The following is a 20,549-nucleotide window of genomic DNA, read 5'->3' as shown; positions in this document are numbered from 1 at the left end:
TAGTTAAAATGCTGAACACAAAGTTAGACTCAATATCTAATCCGTTAATAACTCTTTGGTTCGTAAGTAAGGCAGACATGAAGTGAAAACACAACATGATCAATAAGACCCCAAAACACCACAACAGTTTGCTGGCGACAATAGCAAGAGTGAACCACCTGATCCCTTCCCGAACTCAGAAGTGAAACCTCTTCGCGCTGATGGTAGTGTGGCGTTTGCCATGTGAGAGTAAGTCATCGCCAGCTTTTAAATACTAAACCTCCCAACCAATGTTGGGAGGTTTTTTATTTCTATTTTAACTCAAGTATTTATCTCAAAATCAAGTAGGAATGAGAATTATAAAATCACAGTTTCCTTGTCTTGGTATTTATTGAACAATATTTTTGCATTATAAGTAACAAAAAAATTTAAATATTTTTTTGCCAAATAGTTCACTTTTTTGACGATAAAAGTGGTATTACGAATTGATAAAATATATTATTTCGAGTAAATTTTTGTACAAAAGTCTTAATTCTATTGTAAGACTATTATATTAAATAAGATGGATATTACTGATATGGCATATTTGAAAAATTTAAAGAAAATTGGGGTAAATACTACGGTATTAACAACTTCCCTTGCTCTTGCTGCCTGTGGTGGTGGTGGTGGGTATTATGGGGATACAAACTCTAATACAAACACAAATAATCCTAATGATTCAGGCACTGTAAAAGAAGTTGCAGGAGTTACAATTCAATTAAGTAAAAGTACTTTAAAAGCTACAGGAGATACCGTTGAAATTATTGCAAAAGCAGTAGACAAAGACGGTGGAGGGGTTTCAGGAAAAGAAATTAATTTAAATATTAAAGATAGTGCTACTAATGGAGCTACAAGTGATGCTTCTACAAAAACAACAGGTGATGATGGTACAGTTAAATTTACAGTTACCCTTGATGGTTCAAATAAAGCGCTGACGGAGTTACTATTTACCACTACAATTGTGGGTACAAAAATTCAAAATCAAAGTAAAGCAACGGTTACAGGTGCTGGAACAGTTGTTCAGAGTCAATATGAACTAAAGTTTGATGATATTACACCTTTACAAGTATCTGGTAGTGAAGGGGCTGTACGTGTTCGTGTGTTAGACAATAATGGTGGTGGTGTTCCAAATGAGAATGTATCGCTTACGGTAAAAGATTTTAAGAATAATAATGTAACAATTAAAGGTGCCTCTAGTGCAGTAACTGATAATGAAGGCTATGTTGTATTCACTCTAGTACTACCAAAAGGTAAAGAAGCTGATCGAGCAGCATTAATTGCATCAGGTATTGCACTTGAAGCGACTTTGACAGAACAATCTGGAGCTATTAAAACCCAAATTTCTACAGCTCAAGTCATTTCAGTTAAGAATACAATGAGCAGTTTGACATTGTCTACCTCAGCAAATAATAAGATAGATGCGATTGGTGGTACAATTAACGTAGAGGTTATTGCAAAAAACCCTGAGGGCTTGGTTGTTGCAGGTAAGGATATTACTTTAAAGCTGGATGATGCAGCCGTTGAATATGGAGCAAAATTAGCGAATGCCACTGTAAAAACAGATGAAAATGGTAAGGCTATTTTTACAATTAAAACTGAAGCAAATAGTTTAAATCCAACTGGTCAATTGTTGGTGAATAATGGGATCAATATTACAGCAACTTCAGCGGATGGTACTGTTTCATCTCAGGTCAGTAAGATAACCGTTGTTTCTGTAGCAACGGAAGATGTATCTTATTTGATGGCGATTGGTTCAAATACAATTGATGTCGATAATGGTGAAGCAACTGTTACAGTCACTGCTAAAGATGCAAAAGGTGGAACTGTTGCAAATAAACAAATTAATTTAACTGTGCCAAACAGTCAAAATAATGGGCTGACGATTACAAATGGTTCTAAAATAACAACTGATGCAAATGGTCAGGCGGCTTTTACTTTAAAATTCAATAAGGCTAGTGTTTCTGCTAATGAACTGAATAATTTACTTGCAAATGGTGTAACTGTTGTTGCAAGTTATAACACCGTTAATAGTAATACATTAACCCAAACCACCCGAATTAATTTTACTAATAAAAATGCAGTATTGGAAAAAGATGTACAACGTATAGAGTTGACTCCAACGAAAGGTGTTGTTTCAGCAAAAAATGATACTGTTCAGGTGAAAGTACGTGCTATCAGTGCTGATGGTAGTTTTGTTGCAAATAAATCAATCACACTTGGTTTAGCTCCAGCGGTTACCGAGAATGGTGTATCAGTCGGTGGTGATAAAGCAGTAGTTAAACAAACAGATGCTAGTGGTTATGCAATATTTACTTTAAATGTAGATGCCTTTAATCAGCAATCTATTGATAATTTAGTAAAATCAGGTATTGCAGTTGCTGTGAGTACGACGCTGGCAGATGGTTCAACTGTTAAGCAAAACACACAAATTATGGTCGAGGCCGCACCATTACAAGCGGTTGATGTGAGTTATTTAAGTATTAATCCAAATTCAATGATTAATGTAAAAGGCGGGCAGACAACAGTTACCGTTCGAGCTGTCGATCAAAATGGTGGTGTACTTACAGATCAGGATATTACACTAAATATTGATCAGGCTCAGGCTTATGGCTTAACAATTAAAAATGGTTCTAAAGCGAAAACTAATGCTCAAGGTGAGGCAGCTTTCATTGTTGAATATGATGGCCGTACTTTAGATTCTGCTGTATTAAATGAGCTTAAGACAAAAGGGGTTTTACTTACTGCAAAATATCAACCAACAACTGGCGCTGCAATCACTCAAACTTCCTATGTGCGTTATTATGAGCAAAGTGATAATGTTGAGGTAAAACAACTTGCTATTTCTTTAGGTAAAGGCGTTGTGGTTGCTTCAAATGATATGTTTGAAGTTTCAGTCAAAGCGATTGATGAGAATGGTCAGCCAATTAATGGACGTAAAATTAATTTAACGCTTTCTGATGTGGCAAAAAATAATGGAGTAAAACTTGTTAAACCAACAGAACTCACTGTTAATGGTGAGGCGAAGTTTACAGTACAGTTGGCTGCGCCTAATACAGATGCTGTTAATGCTTTGGTTGCAGAAGGATTGTTGTTAACAGCCTCTGCGGATGGTATTTCCCAAACCTCAAAAGTGATGGTTGTGGCCTCGGTTCAAGGTACAGTTGATGTTGCTTATCTCGCGATTGAGCAAGTTGATGCAATTAATGTTGCCAACAATGCTGAAAGAGTGGTGACAGTTAAGGCGTATAACAGTAGTGGTAATGTGCTTGCGAATAAAGATATTAGTTTGAGTCTATCTCAATTGGCTGGAATCCGTATTAAAGAAAGTTCAATACTCACGACGAATTCTGCTGGTGAAGTGAAGTTTACAGTTGTATATGATCCTCAAAATGCAGATAAAGCAAAATTATTGCAAGATGGTTTGGTGATCACGGCAAATTATGGCAATGTGTCGCAAACTGTAAAAGTGGGTTATTTTGAAGCAGCCAAAAATATTCAGCGCATGGATTTGGTTGTTGACCAACCTGTCTTGGTTGTGAAAGCTGGGGTTGCGCAAACTGTCAAAGCAACTGGAACGCTAAAAGATGATGCTGGAAATGTGATTCAGAACCGTCAAGTCACTGTGGCAATTAATCCAGAAGCCTTGCAAAATGGCGTGAGTATTAATGGCGCAATAGGTGGTTCAATGACTGTGGTGACCAATGCAAGTGGTCAATTTACAGTTGATTTAACGGTTCAACCCAAAGATGGTAATGCAGTTGCTGCGTTAATTGCTTCAGGTCTTGGCATTGGTGCATCTGCTTTACAAGCGGATGGCAGTAATATTGTTCAAAGTACTAAGGTTAGTATTTTGTCTCAGGCAGCTTTAAATGAAGTCAGTTATTTAACCACGGACAGTGATAATACGATTTCGACAACAGGCGGTTCAACCAAGATTACAGTTAAAGCATTCAGTGCGAATGGAATAGCTTTAAGTGGTAAAGCAGTTAAATTGAACCTGAATAATGTACCAGCAGGTTTGAAAATTCAGGCTGATGCAGCTACTAAAACCACAGGTGCAGATGGTACAGCACAGTTTGTCGTGACTTATATTGCGCCAACAAGTTTAACGGCTGATCAGATCAAAGGTTTATTGGCAGGCGTTCAAGCAGCTGCTACTTATACATCTGATGCAGGTACAAATGTTACTCAAAGTACCATGTTACAATTTGCTGTTGATCAGATGAATATCCAGCGTATGGACTTGGTGGTTGATAAATCAGCCTTGGTTGTGAATACCACAGCGGCACAAACCGTTAAAACCACAGTCACCTTGAAAGATCGCGATGGTCAGGCCATTAAAAACCGTCAAGTGACCTTGGCCCTGAATGCAGAAGCTGTCCAAAATGGCGTGAGCTTCGCTGCTGCTGGTGGTTTAATTGCGGTTTCAACTGATGCAAATGGTCAAGCGATTATTGATTTAAATGTCAAACCAACAACTCAAGCGGCAGTGGATGCTCTGGTTGCATCAGGAATTGGTATTGGCGCATCAGCCATTCAGGCGGATGGCAGTGGTACCATCACCCAAAATATTAAAGTCAATATTTTATCTGCGGCCACACAAGGTGAAGTTGCATATTTGACTAGTGATAGTGACCGTACAATTGCCACAACAGGCGGAACGTCAACCATTACCGTTAAAGCTTTTAATAGTGATGGCACAGCCTTAGGCGGTAAAACAGTTAAATTGAACCTAAACAATGTCCCAGCAGGTCTGGATGTTAAGGTTGATGCCGCAACGAAAACAACGGCTGCGGATGGTACAGCTCAGTTTAACGTGACCTATACGGCACCAACAGTTTTAACACCTGAACAGATCAAGGCATTATTAGCAGGCATTCAAGCCCTTGCAACGTATACCAATAGTGCAGGCAAGAATACTACTCAGAGTACTATGCTACAGTTCTATGCTGATCAAGTGAATATTCAGCGTATGGACTTGGTGGTTGAAAAAGGCTTGGCTTTAGTCGTAAACACTACGACATCACAGGAGTTATTAACAACCGTCACCTTAAAAGATAAAGATGGTAATCTGATTAAAAACCGTCAAGTGACAGTATCACTGGATGATCTAGGTACAGATAACAACATCCTATTTACAAGTGTGAATTTTAAAGGCGTGATTGGTGGTTCAACTGTTGTTTCAACAGATGCCAATGGTCAGGCAGTGGTGACACTGGAAGTTCATCCAGATACTCAGAAAGCAGTTGATGCGCTTGTTGCCTCGGGGATCGGTATCCGTGCTGCGGCAGTACAAGGTGATGGTTCAGGCACAGTGACGCAAAGCTTAAAAATCAATGTGTTATCTGAGGCATCTCAAAATGAAGTGGGTTATTTAACCTCTGAGAGTAATAACACGATTGCCACAACAGGTGGTTCATCGATTATTACGGTGAAAGCCTTTAGTGCAGACAATAAAGCACTGAGTGGTAAAGCGGTTAAATTAAGCCTGAATAATGTACCAGCAGGTGTCAATATTCAAGTTGATCAAGCCAGCCAAACAACAGATGCAACAGGTAGTGCTAAATTTAATGTGACTTATAATGCCTCTACCAGTTTAACCCCTGAACAGATCAAGGCGTTGCTGGCTGGTATTCAGGCAAGTGCAACCTACACGACTAGCGCAAATAAGGCAATTACACAAAATACCGTCATCCAGTTCTATGCGGATCAAGTCAATATTCAACGTATGGACTTGGTGGTTGATAAATCAGCCTTGGTTGTGAATACCACAGCGGCACAAACCGTTAAAACCACAGTCACCTTGAAAGATCGCGATGGTCAGGCCATTAAAAACCGTCAAGTGACCTTGGCCCTGAATGCAGAAGCTGTCCAAAATGGCGTGAGCTTCGCTGCTGCTGCTGGTGGTTTAATTGCGGTTTCAACTGATGCAAATGGTCAAGCGGAAATTATTTTAAGTATCAATCCAACCTCTCAAGCGGCAGTGGATGCTCTGGTTGCATCAGGAATTGGTATTGGTGCATCAGCCATTCAGGCAGATGGCAGTGGTACCATCACCCAAAATGTTAAAGTCAATATTTTGTCAGAAGCATCTCAAAATGAAGTGGCGTCCCTAATTACTGAAAGTAACAATGCGATTGGTACCGCAGGTGGTACATCAACAATTACTGTTAAAACATTGAATAGTGATGGTAAGGCACTAGGTGGTAAAGCGGTTAAGTTAAGTCTGAATAACGTGCCAGTTGGTTTGGATGTTAAAGTTGATACTGCAACTCAAACAACTGCTCTGGATGGTACAGCACAGTTTATCGTGACTTATACTGCACCAACTAATTTAACAGCTGAACAGATCAAGGCATTGCTGGCTGGTATTCAAGCCAATGCGGTCTATACCACCAGCACCAACAAAAATATCACACAGAGCACCATGTTGCAGTTCTACGTTGATCAGGCAAATATCCAGCGTATGGACTTGGTGGTTGATAAAGCCGCATTGGTTGTGAATACTACAGCTGCACAAACGGTTAAAACTACGGTTACGCTCAAAGACCAAAATGGTCAGGTGATCAAGAATCGTCAAGTGACCTTGGCGTTGAATGCAGAAGCTGTCCAAAATGGCGTGAGCTTCGCAGGTGCGACAGGTGGCCTTGTTGTAGTTTCAACGAATGCCAACGGTCAGGCGATTATTGATTTAAATGTCAATCCAACAACTGAAAATGCAGTGAATGCCTTAATGGCATCGGGAATTGGTATCACTGCTTCCGCAGTACAATCTGATGGTAGTGGGACAGTTACACAAAATACCAAAGTAAGCATTAGCTCTGAAGCAGTTGGTTATATGACTGTGAACAGTTCTGGACTGATTGCGACAACTGGCGGTACTTCAACCATTATCGTTAAAGCGTTTAATAGTACAGGTACAGCTTTAAGTGGTAAAACGATTCAGTTAGGCCTTAATAATGTGCCAACAGGTTTAGATATTAAACTTGATATGGCAAGCAAACCAACAAATGGCAATGGTGAAGCAACATTTACGGTGACTTATAATGCAGCAAAAGTTTTAACACCTGAACAGATCCAGGGCTTATTGTCAGGGGTTCAAGTGATTGCAACGTATACCAATAATAAAGGTATTAATACAACGCAAAACATGACGCAACAATTTGCTATTGATCAAGTCAATATTCAACGTATGGATTTGGTCGTTGAAAAACCTAGCTTGGTAATGGATACCAGCACACCTCAAACAGTTTTGACCACAGTCACCTTAAAAGACAAAGATGGTAATTTGATTAAAAACCGTCAAGTGACTTTAGCGATTGATAACTGGAGTGTTGATAATAACGTCATTAAAAATAGTGTTAATTTTGAAGGTGTTATCGGTGGATCAACTGTTGTTGAAACCAATGCGAATGGTCAGGCAATCGCTGTCTTGGAAGTAAAAACTACGACAAAAGAAGCGGTAGATGCTTTAGTGGCATCAGGTATTGGTATTAGTGCATTAGCGATTCAAGGTGACGGCACAGGTAGTGTAACGCAAAAGACACAAATTACGGTGAGTTCTGCGGCAACATTATCAGAATTAAGTTATTTGACCTTAGACAATGTAACTGGTGCAATTAAAACAACAGGTAGTAATACTGCAACTCTTACAGTAAAAGCCTTTAATAGCAAGGGTAAAGTGCTTGCAGGTAAGCTGGTTAAATTAGTTTTAAGTAATGTTCCAGCAGGTTTGACAATTAATGTTAGCCCAGCTCAAACAACTGGCACTGACGGTTCAGCAAGCTTTACGATCACTTATACAGCTCCAGCAAATTTAAGTGCTGAACAAATTAAAGGCTTATTGGCGGGTGTTCAAGCAAGAGCAATCTACACCACTGATGCAGGTACAACGGTAACACAAACAACCGTATTGCAGTTTGTGACGGATGATTTGGAAGCAGCTAAGGATGCACAGCGTTTGGAATTAATTACTTCCAAAGGTATTGTCACTGCTGATAATGATACTTTTACATTTACAGCAAAAGTTTTTGATAAAGATGGTAATCCGCTTCAAAATAAACAGGTTGGTTTTGGTTTAAATGCCGCAGCGACTGCAAATGGTGTAACCTTTGTGGGTGGTGCAAGTAAAAAGACAGATGTAAATGGCAATGCAACCTTTACAGTAAACGTAAAAGCTGGCAATGATCAAATGATTGAAAATTTGGTTGCTAATGGTATTACACTTGCTGCATCTGTTGTACAGGCTGATGGTTCTGTACTGAGTCAAACCATTCAGGTGATGGTGAAAGCCCCAGTTGCAAAAGATGTTGTAGCATTAACCACAACATTGTCAGAGCCAGTAATTTCAGTTTTAGGTGGTACAAGCATTTTAGCTGTTAAGGCTGAAGATGCGAATGGCAATCCTTTAGCAAATAAAGAAATTGATTTTGGTTTGGCAGGAGGTTTAAGTTCACGAGTCAAAGTGGATAAGACTAGCGCGACAACCAATGCGAATGGTATCGCTTATTTTACTGTGACAGTCGAGAATGGTGATAGTATTGATCAACTATTGGTTGAAAAAGGTATTACCTATGCTGTTTCAACCTATAATAATAACAGTACGACGCAGCCTGTTGTTACACAAGTTGGTAGAGTGAATGTTTCTGTGCCAACAGAAGCGATGAATTTAACAATGGATAAAACCAAAGCTGATTTATTGGCAAGTGGCGATACTTCTGAAGTATTTGCTAAATTAGTTGATAATACTGCGGCTGGTGTTAAGAATTATCCTGTTACTTTCACTGTTGTTGATTCTGCATTAAATGGTGTCACGATTAATGGTCAGGCAACATCTGTTGTTACAACAGATGCGAGTGGTAATGCAAAAGTCGCGCTGAAATTAACTAAAATTACTGGCAAACAATATACGGACTTATTGGCAAATGGTGTTACTGTTCGTGCTTCAATTACTTTACCAAATGGGGTTGTTCGTACCCAAACAGTTCACTTTAATGTGAATGAAGCCAGCAGTAATTACCATCTTGTATTTAGTAATGTCAGTAAGTCAGCCATGGATGTGAATGGTGATCGTTCAATTGTGACGGTGACGTTGTTGGATCGAGCTAATCAACCTGTACGCAATCAGGAAGTCATACTTGCCGCAAATAATGCAGGTGGATTAATTATTGGTAATCCTGGTTCTAGTAGTCCAGTCAATACAAGTGGTGAACCACTTGCAGTCAAAACGGATTCAAATGGTAATGCTTTCTTCTCTGTTGCAATTGATGAAACAACGGTTGATAAACAGTTGTTGCTTGCAAGTGGTATTGAGTTAACAGCAACGAATACGGATGAAATTGGTGGAAAAGCTACCCAGATCTATCGTATTGCAACAGTTGATAATTCAGGTACACCAACAGTACAACCTGCTCGATATTCTTTACGTATTGCAGCAAAACCAACCATGAGTGTACGTGATGACACAGCAGATGTTACTGTGACTTTACTTGATACGAATGGTGGTGGTGTTTCTGGAAAATATATTACGCTAGGTCTTACTGATTTTGCTCGCAATGGTGCTGTTATTGTTGGTGCTTCAGGTTTAACCACTGATGCGAATGGTCAGGCTGTGTTTAAAATCAAGGTAGATGAAAATGCACGCCGAAATTATACAGCTACCGAATTCGTTAATGATGATTTGCATTTGACAGCACGCTTTAATGAAACAGGCTATGCCGATGCCACACAAATCTCAATGATTGATATCGTACAGGCTGCAGTACAAGCACCTGTTGCTTCAATTGTAATTGGTGTCAATCCAACAGAAGTCGCATCTTCAAGTGATGGAGTTTATTACACCAAGAATATGTCTGTGAGTGTGGTTGATTTTGATGGTAAGCCATTAGCTAATCAAGTCGTCACTTTAGATTCTACACCACTGACGTATATCAAAGGACGGAACTTATGGGCATTGGCTCCGAAAGCTGGTTCTGATCCAGCAGAGAAATGGGTGTTTGGTAATCAAGAGTATTATAATTTGTCAGCTCCTAATATTTATCTGGATGCTAATGGTAGACCAATGAATAACAATGGTACACCAAGTGATTTAACGGATGATTATATGGCAAGTACTACAACCAACAGTATACATGCTTGTGTGGCAAGCCCAGCAGGTACGGCTGTGGGAGCGAATAATACGCCTGTGAAAGTGGTGACGTTTGTGAGCCAGTCTGGTGCTGAGCAAAATACATTTACCACTGATGCTAATGGTAAGTTTGACTTTGCCATGCGTTATCCAAAAATCTATGCACAGTGGTTAACAGTGCAGGTAGGAGCATCAGCAACTGTTGCATCATTACCAAATCGTACGACTTATAGTTTAGGTCTAGCTTCACTAGCAAGTGATTATTCTAGTGATGGTACATATTCACCAAATGAAGTTAGTCCTTATGGTACATCATTCACTTGTCCATAATGCCTGAATGAAAAAAATGGAAGCTTTCGAGCTTCCATTTTTATTTGAAGATTTTTTATTAATCCTCCAACAAATCCATTTGCTTTGCTAGCTGATATAGGTTGTTAGAACGATTACCTGTGCGGCAGAACATCAAGATCGGTTTTGGTAGTTCATTATAATGGTTTGCAAATGTGCGAACATCTAACTCTGTGATCTGACCTGCAACAACTGGTTGGTAAACATAATCTAGGCCAGCATTACGAGCTGATTCTTCAATCTGTGCGCTTGTAGGTTGTTCAGAACCACCTTCCATGTCTGGACGATTATTGATAATAGATTTAAAGCCTTTTTCGACAACTTGATCTACATGCTCAGGGCCGATTTGACCTGCAAAACCAACATTTTCTGACATCTTGTCACTCCAAAAATAAACAAAACATTTTATGCTCTATCATAGCATTAAGCTTGATCTTGAGTTTAAATGTCTGTAGCAAATAAATGATGATAAGTCATAAGATAAAGCATTGGAGCGCGCATGCACACCTATACAGTTGAGCCGTTGTATGTTCCTAGTGGCGAAGAAACCATAGCAGCAGATTTCTACCTACCAAAGACCAATATTAAACCTGCTGTAATTCTTATGGCACATGGATTTGCGGGTTTGCGTCAATTCAAACTGGTTCAGTATGCACAACGTTTCGCTCAGGCAGGTTATGCCGTTATCCTGTTTGACTATCGTTATTGGGGTGGCAGTACAGGGAAACCACGGGAATTGGTTTCACTTAGTGCTCAACTGGATGATTGGAAAACCATTGTTCAATATGCTTCGAATTGTAAATTAATTGATAGTCGACGTATTATTTTATGGGGAACTTCTCTAAGCGGTGGATATGCGCTTAGTTTAGCCACTGACCTTAAAAATATTCAGGCCGTGATGGTACAGGTACCTTATGTAGATGGCGCTGAAACAGCAAAATTATACCCATTACAACGTTATCCAGAGGCTTTAAAGCGTTCTAGTCAGGATTACATGGGGTCTAAGATGGGTTTAGTACCTAAAACTTTGCCAGTTGTAGATCAACATAAACTATGCTTTTTACCGACCTCCGATAGTTACTATGGTTATCATTCGATTGTAAATCCTGACTATTATTGGAGTGGTGAAGTTCCTGCACGTGTATTTTTTAATTTAATGCGCTATCGTCCAATTCAATTTGTACGCAAAATTAATATTCCTGTTTTGTTTATTGCTGCGAAACATGATTCTTTGATTCCAATTGCATCCAGTCGTGAAGCTGCGACCAATATTGCACCATTTGTAAGCTATCATGAGTGGGATATGAAACATTTTGAGGTTTATCACGGTTCATGGTTTGAAAAAGCAGTCACAACCCAATTAGAATTTTTACATCAACATATCGGAGTGATGTAAATGATTATTGTCTGTGCATCCTGTGGTGCAAAAAATCGTGTACCTGAAGAAAAATTAGCAGTTCATCCCAACTGTGGGCAATGCCATCAACCATTATTAACGTTAGCGCCAATTGAACTCAATGAACAAAACTTTAGTCAGTTTATTGCCAATACTGATTTACCTGTGCTGATCGATTTATGGGCAGAGTGGTGTGGACCTTGTAAAATGATGGCACCTCATTTTGCTCAAGTGGCAAAGCAAAATCCCTATGTGGTTTTTGCCAAAATTGATACTGAGGCGAATCCCCGTTTAAGTGCCGCATTTAATGTCCGTAGTATTCCGACTTTGGTCTTAATGAATAAGACGACTGAATTGGCCAGAATAAGTGGTGCATTACGTACACCAGAGCTACAGCAATGGTTAAATCAGCAATTACAGCACCATCAAGGACATTAACATGACTGAACGTTCAAATCATCCAGAAGGGGTTTTATCCTTGCAGAATATTGCTATGCCAGCAGATACAAACTGGAGTGGTGATGTATTTGGAGGATGGATTGTTTCACAGATGGATCTCGCAGGAGCGATTCATGTTGAGCGTTTGAGTAAGGGACGATGTGCAACAATTGCGATTAATGAAATGACTTTCCTTGTGCCTGTTAAGGTTGGAAATGTGATTAGTTGCTATACTAAAATTTTGAAAGTCGGCAATACTTCCGTACAGGTGCAAATCGAGGTATGGAATAGTCACGACAATTCACGTGAACCGATTCGAATTACTCAAGGTGTTTTTACATTTGTTGCTGTGGATGTGAATGGTAATAAACGACAAATCTCAGAACAAATTAAGCAAGATTTTTTAGCAAGCTGATAAAACAATAAAGCCCAAATTGAATTGGGCTTTATTTTAAAATCTAAGATTATTTTTTACGTTTTGGTAACCATGCCCAAAGCATTTGGCATTGGATCGGCTCGTTACCAGAATCATCAATAACGGTCACAGGAATCAATAACTCGCCTTTTTCATTGTCAGCGATAAACTTTTGTTGATCGGCTGATAAAGTTGCGGTTGCCGTTAAACCACCCTGTGCAACCTTTAAATAGTCTACGTGCAGTGATTTGATCAACAAAATCCGATCATCAGGAATATGTAAACCTGTTAGGAAACCCGTTGCCGTTTCAGCGAGTAAGGCCATTGCTGCTGCGTGAACCCCTTTAATATGATTTTGCATATTACGTTGGTTTTCAATGCGCACAGTGACATGGTCTTTATCGACTTCCAAATAGCGAATGTTTGCAGTCCCCACCATTGGAACAACTCGTCCAAAGGCTTTGCTCCATAATGTACTGCGAATACCTTTTGGAAATTTAGAAGTGGTTTTAACCAGCGTATAAAGACGGTTATCTTTTGCCATAGTGAACCTATTGCTTAGTCTTTGAAATTATTAAATTGAAGCGGTAGACCAAATTGCTGATCACGTAAAAAGTTCATGACCTGTTGCAAAGTATCACGCTTTTTATCAGTGACACGGATTTTGTCTCCTTGGATAGAAGATTGCACCTTGATGCCACTTTCTTTAATGGCTTTATTAATTTTTTTTGCGGTATCTGAGTCAAGTCCATCTTTCAGCTTGATCACTTGGACCACATTTTTACCAGAAGCAGTCGCTTTTTGTGGATCTAAAGCTTGTACATCAATCTTACGTTTATAGAAGTGATTTTCAAGCATGGTATAGACTTGTTCACATTGGAAGTCACTTTCAGTTGAGATTTTGATTTCTTTATTTTTTTCATTTAACTCAATTGAAACGTCTTGTCCACGAAAGTCAAAACGTGTTGCAATCTCTTTTTCTGTATTTTGTACAGCGTGATTGACTTCAAATAACTCTAATTCAGAAACAATATCAAAAGAAGGCATGGTTAGACCTTTACAAAGGGAAAGAATATTTGAGATGCTAAGGGTGTTTTCTTCATTTGCCAAGTGTTGTTTACATCAAAGGAGTGCACAATGATCCGTAAACAAGAAATTACAACATTTGAGTTCCCAGAAGGCGCAGTCATTTGGGATGTCCGAGATGCCAAAGCTTATGCAGAGGCACACGTCAAAGGGGCGTTGAATCGTCCAATTGCTGAATTAACTGCGGATAGTTTGACTCAGGTTGCAGCGGATCAGCCGATTTATATTCTATGTGGTGGTGGTAGTAAAGCACCACGCGCAGCAGAGCTTTTAGACGGTTTAGATGATTCTCGTGAATATGTTGTATTGATGGGCGGTACACGTGCGGCACGTGATGCTGGCTTAGCTTTAGAACAGGGCGCATAGATCAGTTAAATTTGCCAAAATACTTGGGTATTTTGGCAAATTTAAAGAATGAACAACTAAAATAACAATTTACCCAGAATAATAAGGTTTTTTAGCTTTTAATTTCTTTTGAAATCTTTGAGGATTTAATTTATCCAATAAACTTTGAGGAACTGGGCAAAGTTCACCTAAAATTAATGCTGCCAAGATTTCACTACATAATGGCGCAAATAAGAAACCTTTCGATCCTAAACCAGCAAAAGTATAGATTTGACCAAAATTTTGTATTTTCCCAACTAAGGGGAAATAATCTAAACTTTGTGCGCGAACGGATGCTCTTCCTTGCCAAGTATCTACAGAGGGAAGTCCTTGCGCATATTTTGGAAAGACATTGTGGATAAGTTCGTAGTTATGCACATGGTCTTCTGTTAGCACTTCTGCATCATCCCGATTAGGATAAAAAGATGCGCCTAGAATCAATTGAGCAGTATCCAGTTGCATGCAATAGCCGCCATAACTATAAGCCTGATCCAGTGCTAAAGGCCGCTGGCTATTCTCAACCCAGCTGACTTGTCCTCGAATTGGTTTTAGGACAGGATAATTTTCAAATAACTCAGCACTTTGTTTAGCACAACAGACAATCGCATGATCCGTTATGGCAATTATTTGTTGGTCTTGCCAGAGTGTAACTTGGCTATCAGTCGACTCTAATCGAGAAATTTTTACTTTTTCTATTCGAATATTAGCATGTTGTAAAATCTCATCACGTAACTGATGAGGGGAAACTGCACCTGCCTGATTTAAGGTTATGCTTGAAAACTCAGTCTGCGGAATAGAGTTGTCTGTTTGCTTTGTATTTGCAGATAATACTTTTTCAGGATATTGCTCAACCAGACCTAACAATTCATCCGCATTTTTTAAGGCAATCTGTTGAACCTGAATGGATCTAAAAGCCTTGAATCTGGGATAAAAATTCAAGGCATGTTGCCAACTCAAGGTCATCAAGTGTTCATGCGCCTGTTCAATTGGGCATAGTTTTGGATTGAGCAACGCCAGTGGATTGCCAGATGCACCTGAAAGTGGCTCATTTTGCTCGTAGATCGTAACTTGATGTCCTCGTTGAGCAAATGCCCACGCTGAGCTTAAACCTGCGATTCCTGCGCCAATGATGGCGATTTTACGTTGCTTTGATGTTTCGGACTTTGGTGGAGCTGCAATAGTTGTTTCTGAATCTTGCGACTGGGTTTCAGTTTGGGAGGTATCTAGCCAAATCGCCTTGAGCATTTCCCGCTTGTGCCCAAAACCGCGTGGACGGCTGATTTGGATGCCGTGTTGTTTAAGCCCACGTTTTAATATGCCTGCGACACTAAAGGATGCGAAAGTTGTTCCAAAATCAGATAAACGCACCATATGATCTAAGACATTTGCTTGCCACATATCTGGATTACAAGATGGGGCAAAACCGTCCAAAAACCATGCATTCACTGTTTGGGTTTTGGGAATCGTTGGAAAAATATCCTGAGCATCACCTAGCCATAAATCAATACTAAAACGTTCTTCAGGAAAACTTAAGCGATGACAACCTGCAATTGGCAAGGGATATTGCTGAATCAGTTTTTCTGCTAAAGGTTTGAGTTCAGTCCAAACATTCAGTGCACGGATCAAATCAGCTTTATTTAATGGAAATTTTTCAACGCTGACAACATGTAAATGGCTGTGATTATCTAAGCGAACTTGTTGCCAGAGTTGCCACAGGGTCAAAATATTGAGTCCTGTACCAAAACCAGTTTCACCTACACAAAAATATTGATAATCATGTAATTGAGAAAGGCGTTCGGTTAAATCATTGCCATTTAAAAATACATGTCGGGTTTCAAGCAAACCATTGTCTTTAGAGAAGTAAACATCACCGAATTGCTTAGAAATAGGAATTTCGATGTCATCGACTATTTCCCAGTCTAATTCAGCAGTTTGCAATTTTGATGAGTGAGACATAAATAAAGAAATCGTGTTTTACCACTGACGGCGGCGTTTAGTGTGAACATAACTGGCAATAAAGAAACCTAGAATTACCCCGACCGCAATGGTCATCGCGCCATAAAGGAACATTTGGGCACTGCGTTCACTTTGTAGAACCTGCACCTGAACAGTAAGATTGTCATTTTTGAGTTGTAATTCTTGATTTTGCGAGAGCGCTTCAAGATTGGCATTTTCAAGTTGTTTTAGGCGATTGGCTTGATCTTGAACCAATGCTTTGACTTTGGCTTCTTGTTGCTGTTTTGCCTTGGCAATTTGTTCAGCCGTCAGAGGCTTTGCTGCCGTGCCAGTCACATTTGTAGCAGTGGCTGTAACAGATGATTTCGGTTGTACTGCTGGTGTGGGAGATGGAGGTTCAACGGCCCATACGCTTGAGCTGAATAAACAAAAAGCGAATAGACTTTTAATGGCAACTTGCATGACTTACCCTTTTGGAAAAGCTTTGTTGAAAGGTTTTACTTCAATCTTTGCGTAAATCCCTTCTTTTAAAAATGGCTCTTCCTGAATCCATGCATCCAGTGCTTCACGACTCTCAAATTCAACAATGATGGTGCTGCCTAAAAATCCAGCCTGTGGATCATTCGGGTCTTTTGGATGCGCACCCGCAGCAATTAAGCGACCCTCATCATCCAGCTTTTGTAGACGCTCTACATGCTGGGGGCGAATTGCTAAACGTTTTTCTAAGGTACCTTCGTGATCAGTACAGGTCAGGACAAAATATGGCATAGTAGTCGCTCAAATGATTCAGGTTAGTCAGTGGCTTTAAAATGCTTTCTTAAGCAAATCAGTATAACAGCAAGGTAACTGATAGAAACGATAATATCGCCGAAAGCCGTGAATTCGCCCCAGTATTTTCCCTGCATAAATACAAAGCCAAAGAAGAAATGCAGTGACGCCAACAAGAAGAACTGCCCACACCATGCCCAGTTTAGACGCATCCAGCCTTTTGGTGTCAGTTCAAGCAACGAACCCAAAAGTTTTTTAATAATCGGTTCACGTTCTTTGTTAAACAGGGGCGTAACCAGAAAACCTATTCCAATCCCGATATTGATAATGACCGCTTTCATTTTGATATAGGTCACATCACTGAATGCCAGTGTAATTCCACCAAAAACCACTGACATGACAACGATAAACCACTGCATTTTTTCCAGTTTGAACTTCTGGAAAAAGAACAGGCAACCATAGACCACAAGGGTCGAGATCAGTAGCGCACAGGTCGCAACCAGAATATGGTTTTGATCAGTATTTCCTGCACTGCCCACAAGCTCCAGTAATGGATGGTGACTATCTTTGGGATCGGTGGTTTTATAAAAATAAAAGAAGATAATCAGTGGGAGGTAGTCGAGCAACGCTTTCATGTTACAGTACAGTGGTGAAATAGGTCAGATAGCATAATACAAACCATGTTCGGTGTCGATTTACATACGCATAGTTTCATTTCAGACGGTACCTTGTCTCCTGAACAATTGGTACAGGCTGCGGTTGACTTAAAAATCCAGACCTTAGCCCTGACCGACCATGACACGATGGACGGTGTGGCAAGGGCGAGAGATTATGCTCAAGATCATGATATTCAAATTATTTCTGGTGTGGAAATTTCTAGTCAGTGGTCACGTCCCAGCACTAAAAAGAGTTATGGGGTGCATATCGTTGCATTGAATATGCAGGATGAGGTTCCTATCAAGGCAATGCTGGAAAATCAGAAAAAAGTGCGGGCTGAGCGGGCAAAACTGATTTGTGAGTTATTGGAAAAATGTATCGGTTTTGATATTTATCCAGATGTATTGGCAAAAGTGGATGGTCAGGCAGATCGGGTGACGCGAACCCATATTGCCAAAACTTTGGTTGAAAAAAATGTTGTCGCTCGTCCTCAACAGGCATTTGACCGTTTCCTGAAAGAGGGCAAAAAGGCTTTTGTCAAATTTGATGGGGTAGGTTTAAAAGAGACCATTGATGTGATTCATGCCAGCCAGGGCTTTGCGGTATTGGCACATCCGACCCGTTATGATTTGTCTGCAACCAATATCCGTTATTTGATTCAGTTATTTGCTGAGTTTGGTGGTGATGCGGTTGAGCTTCCTGCCAGTAGTGAAGCGCTTTCTACGCGACACATGGTGGATCGGATGATTCAGGAATATGGTTTAGCGGTTTCAATTGGCAGCGATTTTCATGGAGACAATATGCCGTGGATTAAGCTTGGTAATACCCCAAAAGTTGCTGATGGACAAAAAGGGGTGTGGGAAAGTTTTAGATGATAATGGAATGAAAAAGTTAGAAATATTTTTGATCAATTATATTCTTCATGATTCTGTTATGGAAAGCGCATTGGATGCCTCATGGATTTCCATTGTTCTATACTACGACTGCCAAATAATATCTTGAGTCTGCTGGTTCTTAATGGTCAGGTATTGCTTTTGTGAGAACATTAAAAGCTTGGTGAAGAAAATTGTTTCCATCAGCTTAAGTTGGTTTTCATCCACTGGTATTTGAAAATTTTGTTGTTTAAGCCAAATGCACAATCGTGTCTCTGTTTGAGAAGTGCCGATTTCAACTTTTTGAATATTGTTATATCGACACTTTTTATATTGACCACATAAGTGAAAAAATTATAATTTACAACAGATTATGATCATGTGCCTGAATCGGTGGTGGTGTTGGACGACCTAAGGTACTCAATAATTCAATTTCAATGGTACGTACCATTGCATCCAGTGGCAGGTCATTACTCTGAGTACCGAAAGGCTCTTCAATTTCTGTACTTAAGGCATCGAGGCCTAGAAAGGTATAAGCCAAAATTCCAACCAAGAGGGGTGTCACCAAACCCAGTAAAGAACCCAGGCTAAAAGGCAACATAAAGCAGAAGAAATAAACGGTTCGGTTCAGCAAAACTGAATAGGCAAAAGGAATGGGAGTATTGGCAATCCGATCACAACCCGTATGCATTTCACTTAAGGCCGCGACATGGTGATTCATCTGCGTATAAATAATATCGGAGATTTCCCCATCTTTCAGGGCCTGTAACAGCTCCCACTGGATCAGGCTCAGGGTATATTGTGGCGCATTGTGCTGCTGGTAAAGCTGGTTAAGCGCCTGCTGGCTTAAACCACTGGTTTCTGTCAGTTCAGTTGGGTTGGCGGTTTGATGGCGTAAACGGTCGCGTAATACATTGGCAAATACAATCACATGCTGAATCACACGTTCACGCCGTGCCTGGGTTAAGATTCGGCAATCGCGGTCAAAGTGTCGTGATGTGGCAATCAAAACGCCCCAAAGTTTACGTGCTTCCCACCAACGGTCATAGCATGCGGTATTTTTAAAACCAAGGAAGATAGAAAGCACAACACCAATCAGGGTAAAGCCGACAAGGGGGATTTCAGGGAAGCGGTATAGATCAATATATTCAATTCCACCAATAATGGCGGAGATCAACATGACAAAACCAAGAGAGGGTAAAATTTTGGGTAAAATCGTCCCACGCCATGAAAATAAAACCTTAAAAATACTTGGCTGGTCACGGACAATCATGTTGTTTGAATCATTAATTTTATCTGCTGATGTTCCTGTTTGCTCTAGGCTTTGTCAAGATCAGATTGTTTGATTCGGACAGGTTTGAGTAGTTGTTGCTCAGAAAAGGAAAAATGGTTTTCAGGTGAAATAATAAAGTGATCAAGCAACTGGATTTCAAGTAACTGGCAGGCTTGTTTCAATTGCTGGGTGAGGTAAATATCTTCGTGCGAGGGCTGGGCAATGCCATAAGGATGATTATGTGCAATCACGATTTGGCAGGCCTGTTGCTGAAGCACATAACGCAAGGTCTGGTTAATGGATACACTGCAACTATGCTGTGATCCAAAAAACAGTTTCTTAAAATGCAGTTTCCTGAGCTCAGCATCCAGACACAGCACCGCAAACACTTCCTGTTTTTCACCTTGCAGTTCATAGCGTAGATAGTCAAGCACCAATGTAGATGTATCTAGGCAAAGCCGTTGCTGGTGAAAGTAATTATTCAGATAACGCCGTCCAAGTTCCTTTACCGCCATCAGTTGTGCGTATTTGGTATCGGCAATGCCGTTAAACTGGGAAAGTTCTTCAAGTGATGCATCAAAAATTGGGTTGAGTCCACCAAAATGCTGGATCAGAATACGGGCAAGCTCAACCGCCGAGTGCTGTCTGGAGCCTGAGCGTAGGAAAATCGCCAGTAACTCAGCATCGGATAAACTCTGCGCCCCCTGTGATAATAAGCGTTCCCGTGGTCGTTCTTGTTCTGGCCATGCCTTGATGGACTGTTTTATGGATTGATTCATGGTGAATATTCACGTTCATTTTATTGTAGTGTA

The 20,549-nt window shown here is 40.1% G+C and carries 15 protein-coding genes and 1 rRNA gene; 7 read left to right on the top strand and 9 right to left on the bottom strand.

Going from position 1 to position 20,549, the window contains the following annotated elements; all coding sequences use genetic code 11:
- The first annotated feature begins 130 nt into the window (after positions 1-130).
- Together rrf and F988_RS06340 are read left to right on the top strand one after the other, a co-directional pair.
- Positions 131-245 (top strand): 5S ribosomal RNA (gene rrf / locus F988_RS06345).
- A gap of 311 nt (positions 246-556) precedes the next feature.
- Positions 557-10,474, top strand: a complete 9,918-nt coding sequence (locus tag F988_RS06340) for a hypothetical protein (protein ID WP_004681828.1) — start codon at positions 557-559, stop codon at positions 10,472-10,474.
- Between the two features lie 58 nt (positions 10,475-10,532).
- Here the strand turns inward: F988_RS06340 and F988_RS06335 are convergent, their stop codons facing one another.
- Positions 10,533-10,868, bottom strand: a complete 336-nt coding sequence (locus F988_RS06335) for a protein tyrosine phosphatase family protein (RefSeq protein ID WP_004681826.1) — start codon at positions 10,866-10,868, stop codon at positions 10,533-10,535.
- A 123-nt stretch (positions 10,869-10,991) separates the two neighbouring features.
- On the opposite strand from F988_RS06335, the gene F988_RS06330 reads away from it, so the two are divergent.
- From F988_RS06330 to F988_RS06320, 3 genes are read left to right on the top strand one after another with little or no spacing between them, the layout of a single operon-like run.
- On the top strand, positions 10,992-11,888 hold the full coding sequence (locus F988_RS06330) for an alpha/beta hydrolase (RefSeq protein ID WP_004681825.1): 897 nt from the start codon (positions 10,992-10,994) through the stop codon (positions 11,886-11,888).
- Entirely contained in the window at positions 11,889-12,326 is a 438-nt protein-coding gene (trxC, locus tag F988_RS06325) for a thioredoxin TrxC (protein ID WP_004681824.1), read from the top strand. It begins immediately after the preceding gene.
- A gap of 1 nt (position 12,327) precedes the next feature.
- A complete protein-coding gene (locus F988_RS06320; protein WP_004678459.1) occupies positions 12,328-12,741 on the top strand; it encodes an acyl-CoA thioesterase in 414 nt (137 codons plus the stop codon).
- Between the two features lie 49 nt (positions 12,742-12,790).
- On the opposite strand, the gene F988_RS06315 is transcribed toward F988_RS06320, so the two are convergent.
- Both F988_RS06315 and F988_RS06310 read right to left on the bottom strand, forming a co-directional pair.
- Positions 12,791-13,285 carry a DUF4442 domain-containing protein gene (locus F988_RS06315; protein ID WP_004681821.1) on the bottom strand — a complete coding sequence of 165 codons (495 nt, stop codon included), beginning with the start codon at positions 13,283-13,285 and terminating at the stop codon, positions 12,791-12,793.
- A 14-nt stretch (positions 13,286-13,299) separates the two neighbouring features.
- A complete protein-coding gene (locus tag F988_RS06310) occupies positions 13,300-13,788 on the bottom strand; it encodes a YajQ family cyclic di-GMP-binding protein (RefSeq protein ID WP_004681820.1) in 489 nt (162 codons plus the stop codon).
- 90 nt (positions 13,789-13,878) lie between these two features.
- Between F988_RS06310 and F988_RS06305 the strand changes: the two genes are divergently transcribed.
- Positions 13,879-14,193, top strand: a complete 315-nt coding sequence (locus tag F988_RS06305) for a rhodanese-like domain-containing protein (RefSeq protein WP_004678456.1) — start codon at positions 13,879-13,881, stop codon at positions 14,191-14,193.
- A gap of 69 nt (positions 14,194-14,262) precedes the next feature.
- Here F988_RS06305 and mnmC read toward each other — a convergent pair whose 3' ends face one another.
- From mnmC to F988_RS06285, 4 genes are read right to left on the bottom strand one after another with little or no spacing between them, the layout of a single operon-like run.
- Positions 14,263-16,167, bottom strand: a complete 1,905-nt coding sequence (mnmC, locus tag F988_RS06300) for a bifunctional tRNA (5-methylaminomethyl-2-thiouridine)(34)-methyltransferase MnmC2/FAD-dependent 5-carboxymethylaminomethyl-2-thiouridine(34) oxidoreductase MnmC1 (protein WP_004681817.1) — start codon at positions 16,165-16,167, stop codon at positions 14,263-14,265.
- 18 nt (positions 16,168-16,185) lie between these two features.
- Positions 16,186-16,629, bottom strand: a complete 444-nt coding sequence (locus F988_RS06295) for an SH3 domain-containing protein (protein WP_004681815.1) — start codon at positions 16,627-16,629, stop codon at positions 16,186-16,188.
- 3 nt (positions 16,630-16,632) lie between these two features.
- Entirely contained in the window at positions 16,633-16,935 is a 303-nt protein-coding gene (locus F988_RS06290) for a YciI family protein (protein WP_004681814.1), read from the bottom strand.
- A 23-nt stretch (positions 16,936-16,958) separates the two neighbouring features.
- Entirely contained in the window at positions 16,959-17,570 is a 612-nt protein-coding gene (locus tag F988_RS06285; protein ID WP_004678451.1) for a septation protein IspZ, read from the bottom strand.
- A gap of 45 nt (positions 17,571-17,615) precedes the next feature.
- Here F988_RS06285 and F988_RS06280 point away from each other — a divergent pair, with 45 nt between their 5' ends.
- Positions 17,616-18,467, top strand: a complete 852-nt coding sequence (locus F988_RS06280) for a PHP domain-containing protein (protein WP_004681813.1) — start codon at positions 17,616-17,618, stop codon at positions 18,465-18,467.
- A gap of 358 nt (positions 18,468-18,825) precedes the next feature.
- Here the strand turns inward: F988_RS06280 and F988_RS06275 are convergent, their stop codons facing one another.
- Entirely contained in the window at positions 18,826-19,737 is a 912-nt protein-coding gene (locus tag F988_RS06275) for a bestrophin family protein (protein ID WP_004681812.1), read from the bottom strand.
- A gap of 44 nt (positions 19,738-19,781) precedes the next feature.
- Positions 19,782-20,516, bottom strand: coding sequence for a RadC family protein (gene radC / locus F988_RS06270; protein ID WP_004681810.1), 735 nt, complete (start codon positions 20,514-20,516; stop codon positions 19,782-19,784).
- Positions 20,517-20,549 lie beyond the last annotated feature (33 nt).

This window comes from Acinetobacter parvus DSM 16617 = CIP 108168 (genome assembly GCF_000368025.1).
Classification (GTDB): Bacteria; Pseudomonadota; Gammaproteobacteria; order Pseudomonadales; family Moraxellaceae; genus Acinetobacter; species Acinetobacter parvus.
The sequence above is the reverse complement of the archived record's forward strand: the minus strand, read 5'-3'. Positions and strand labels throughout refer to the sequence as shown.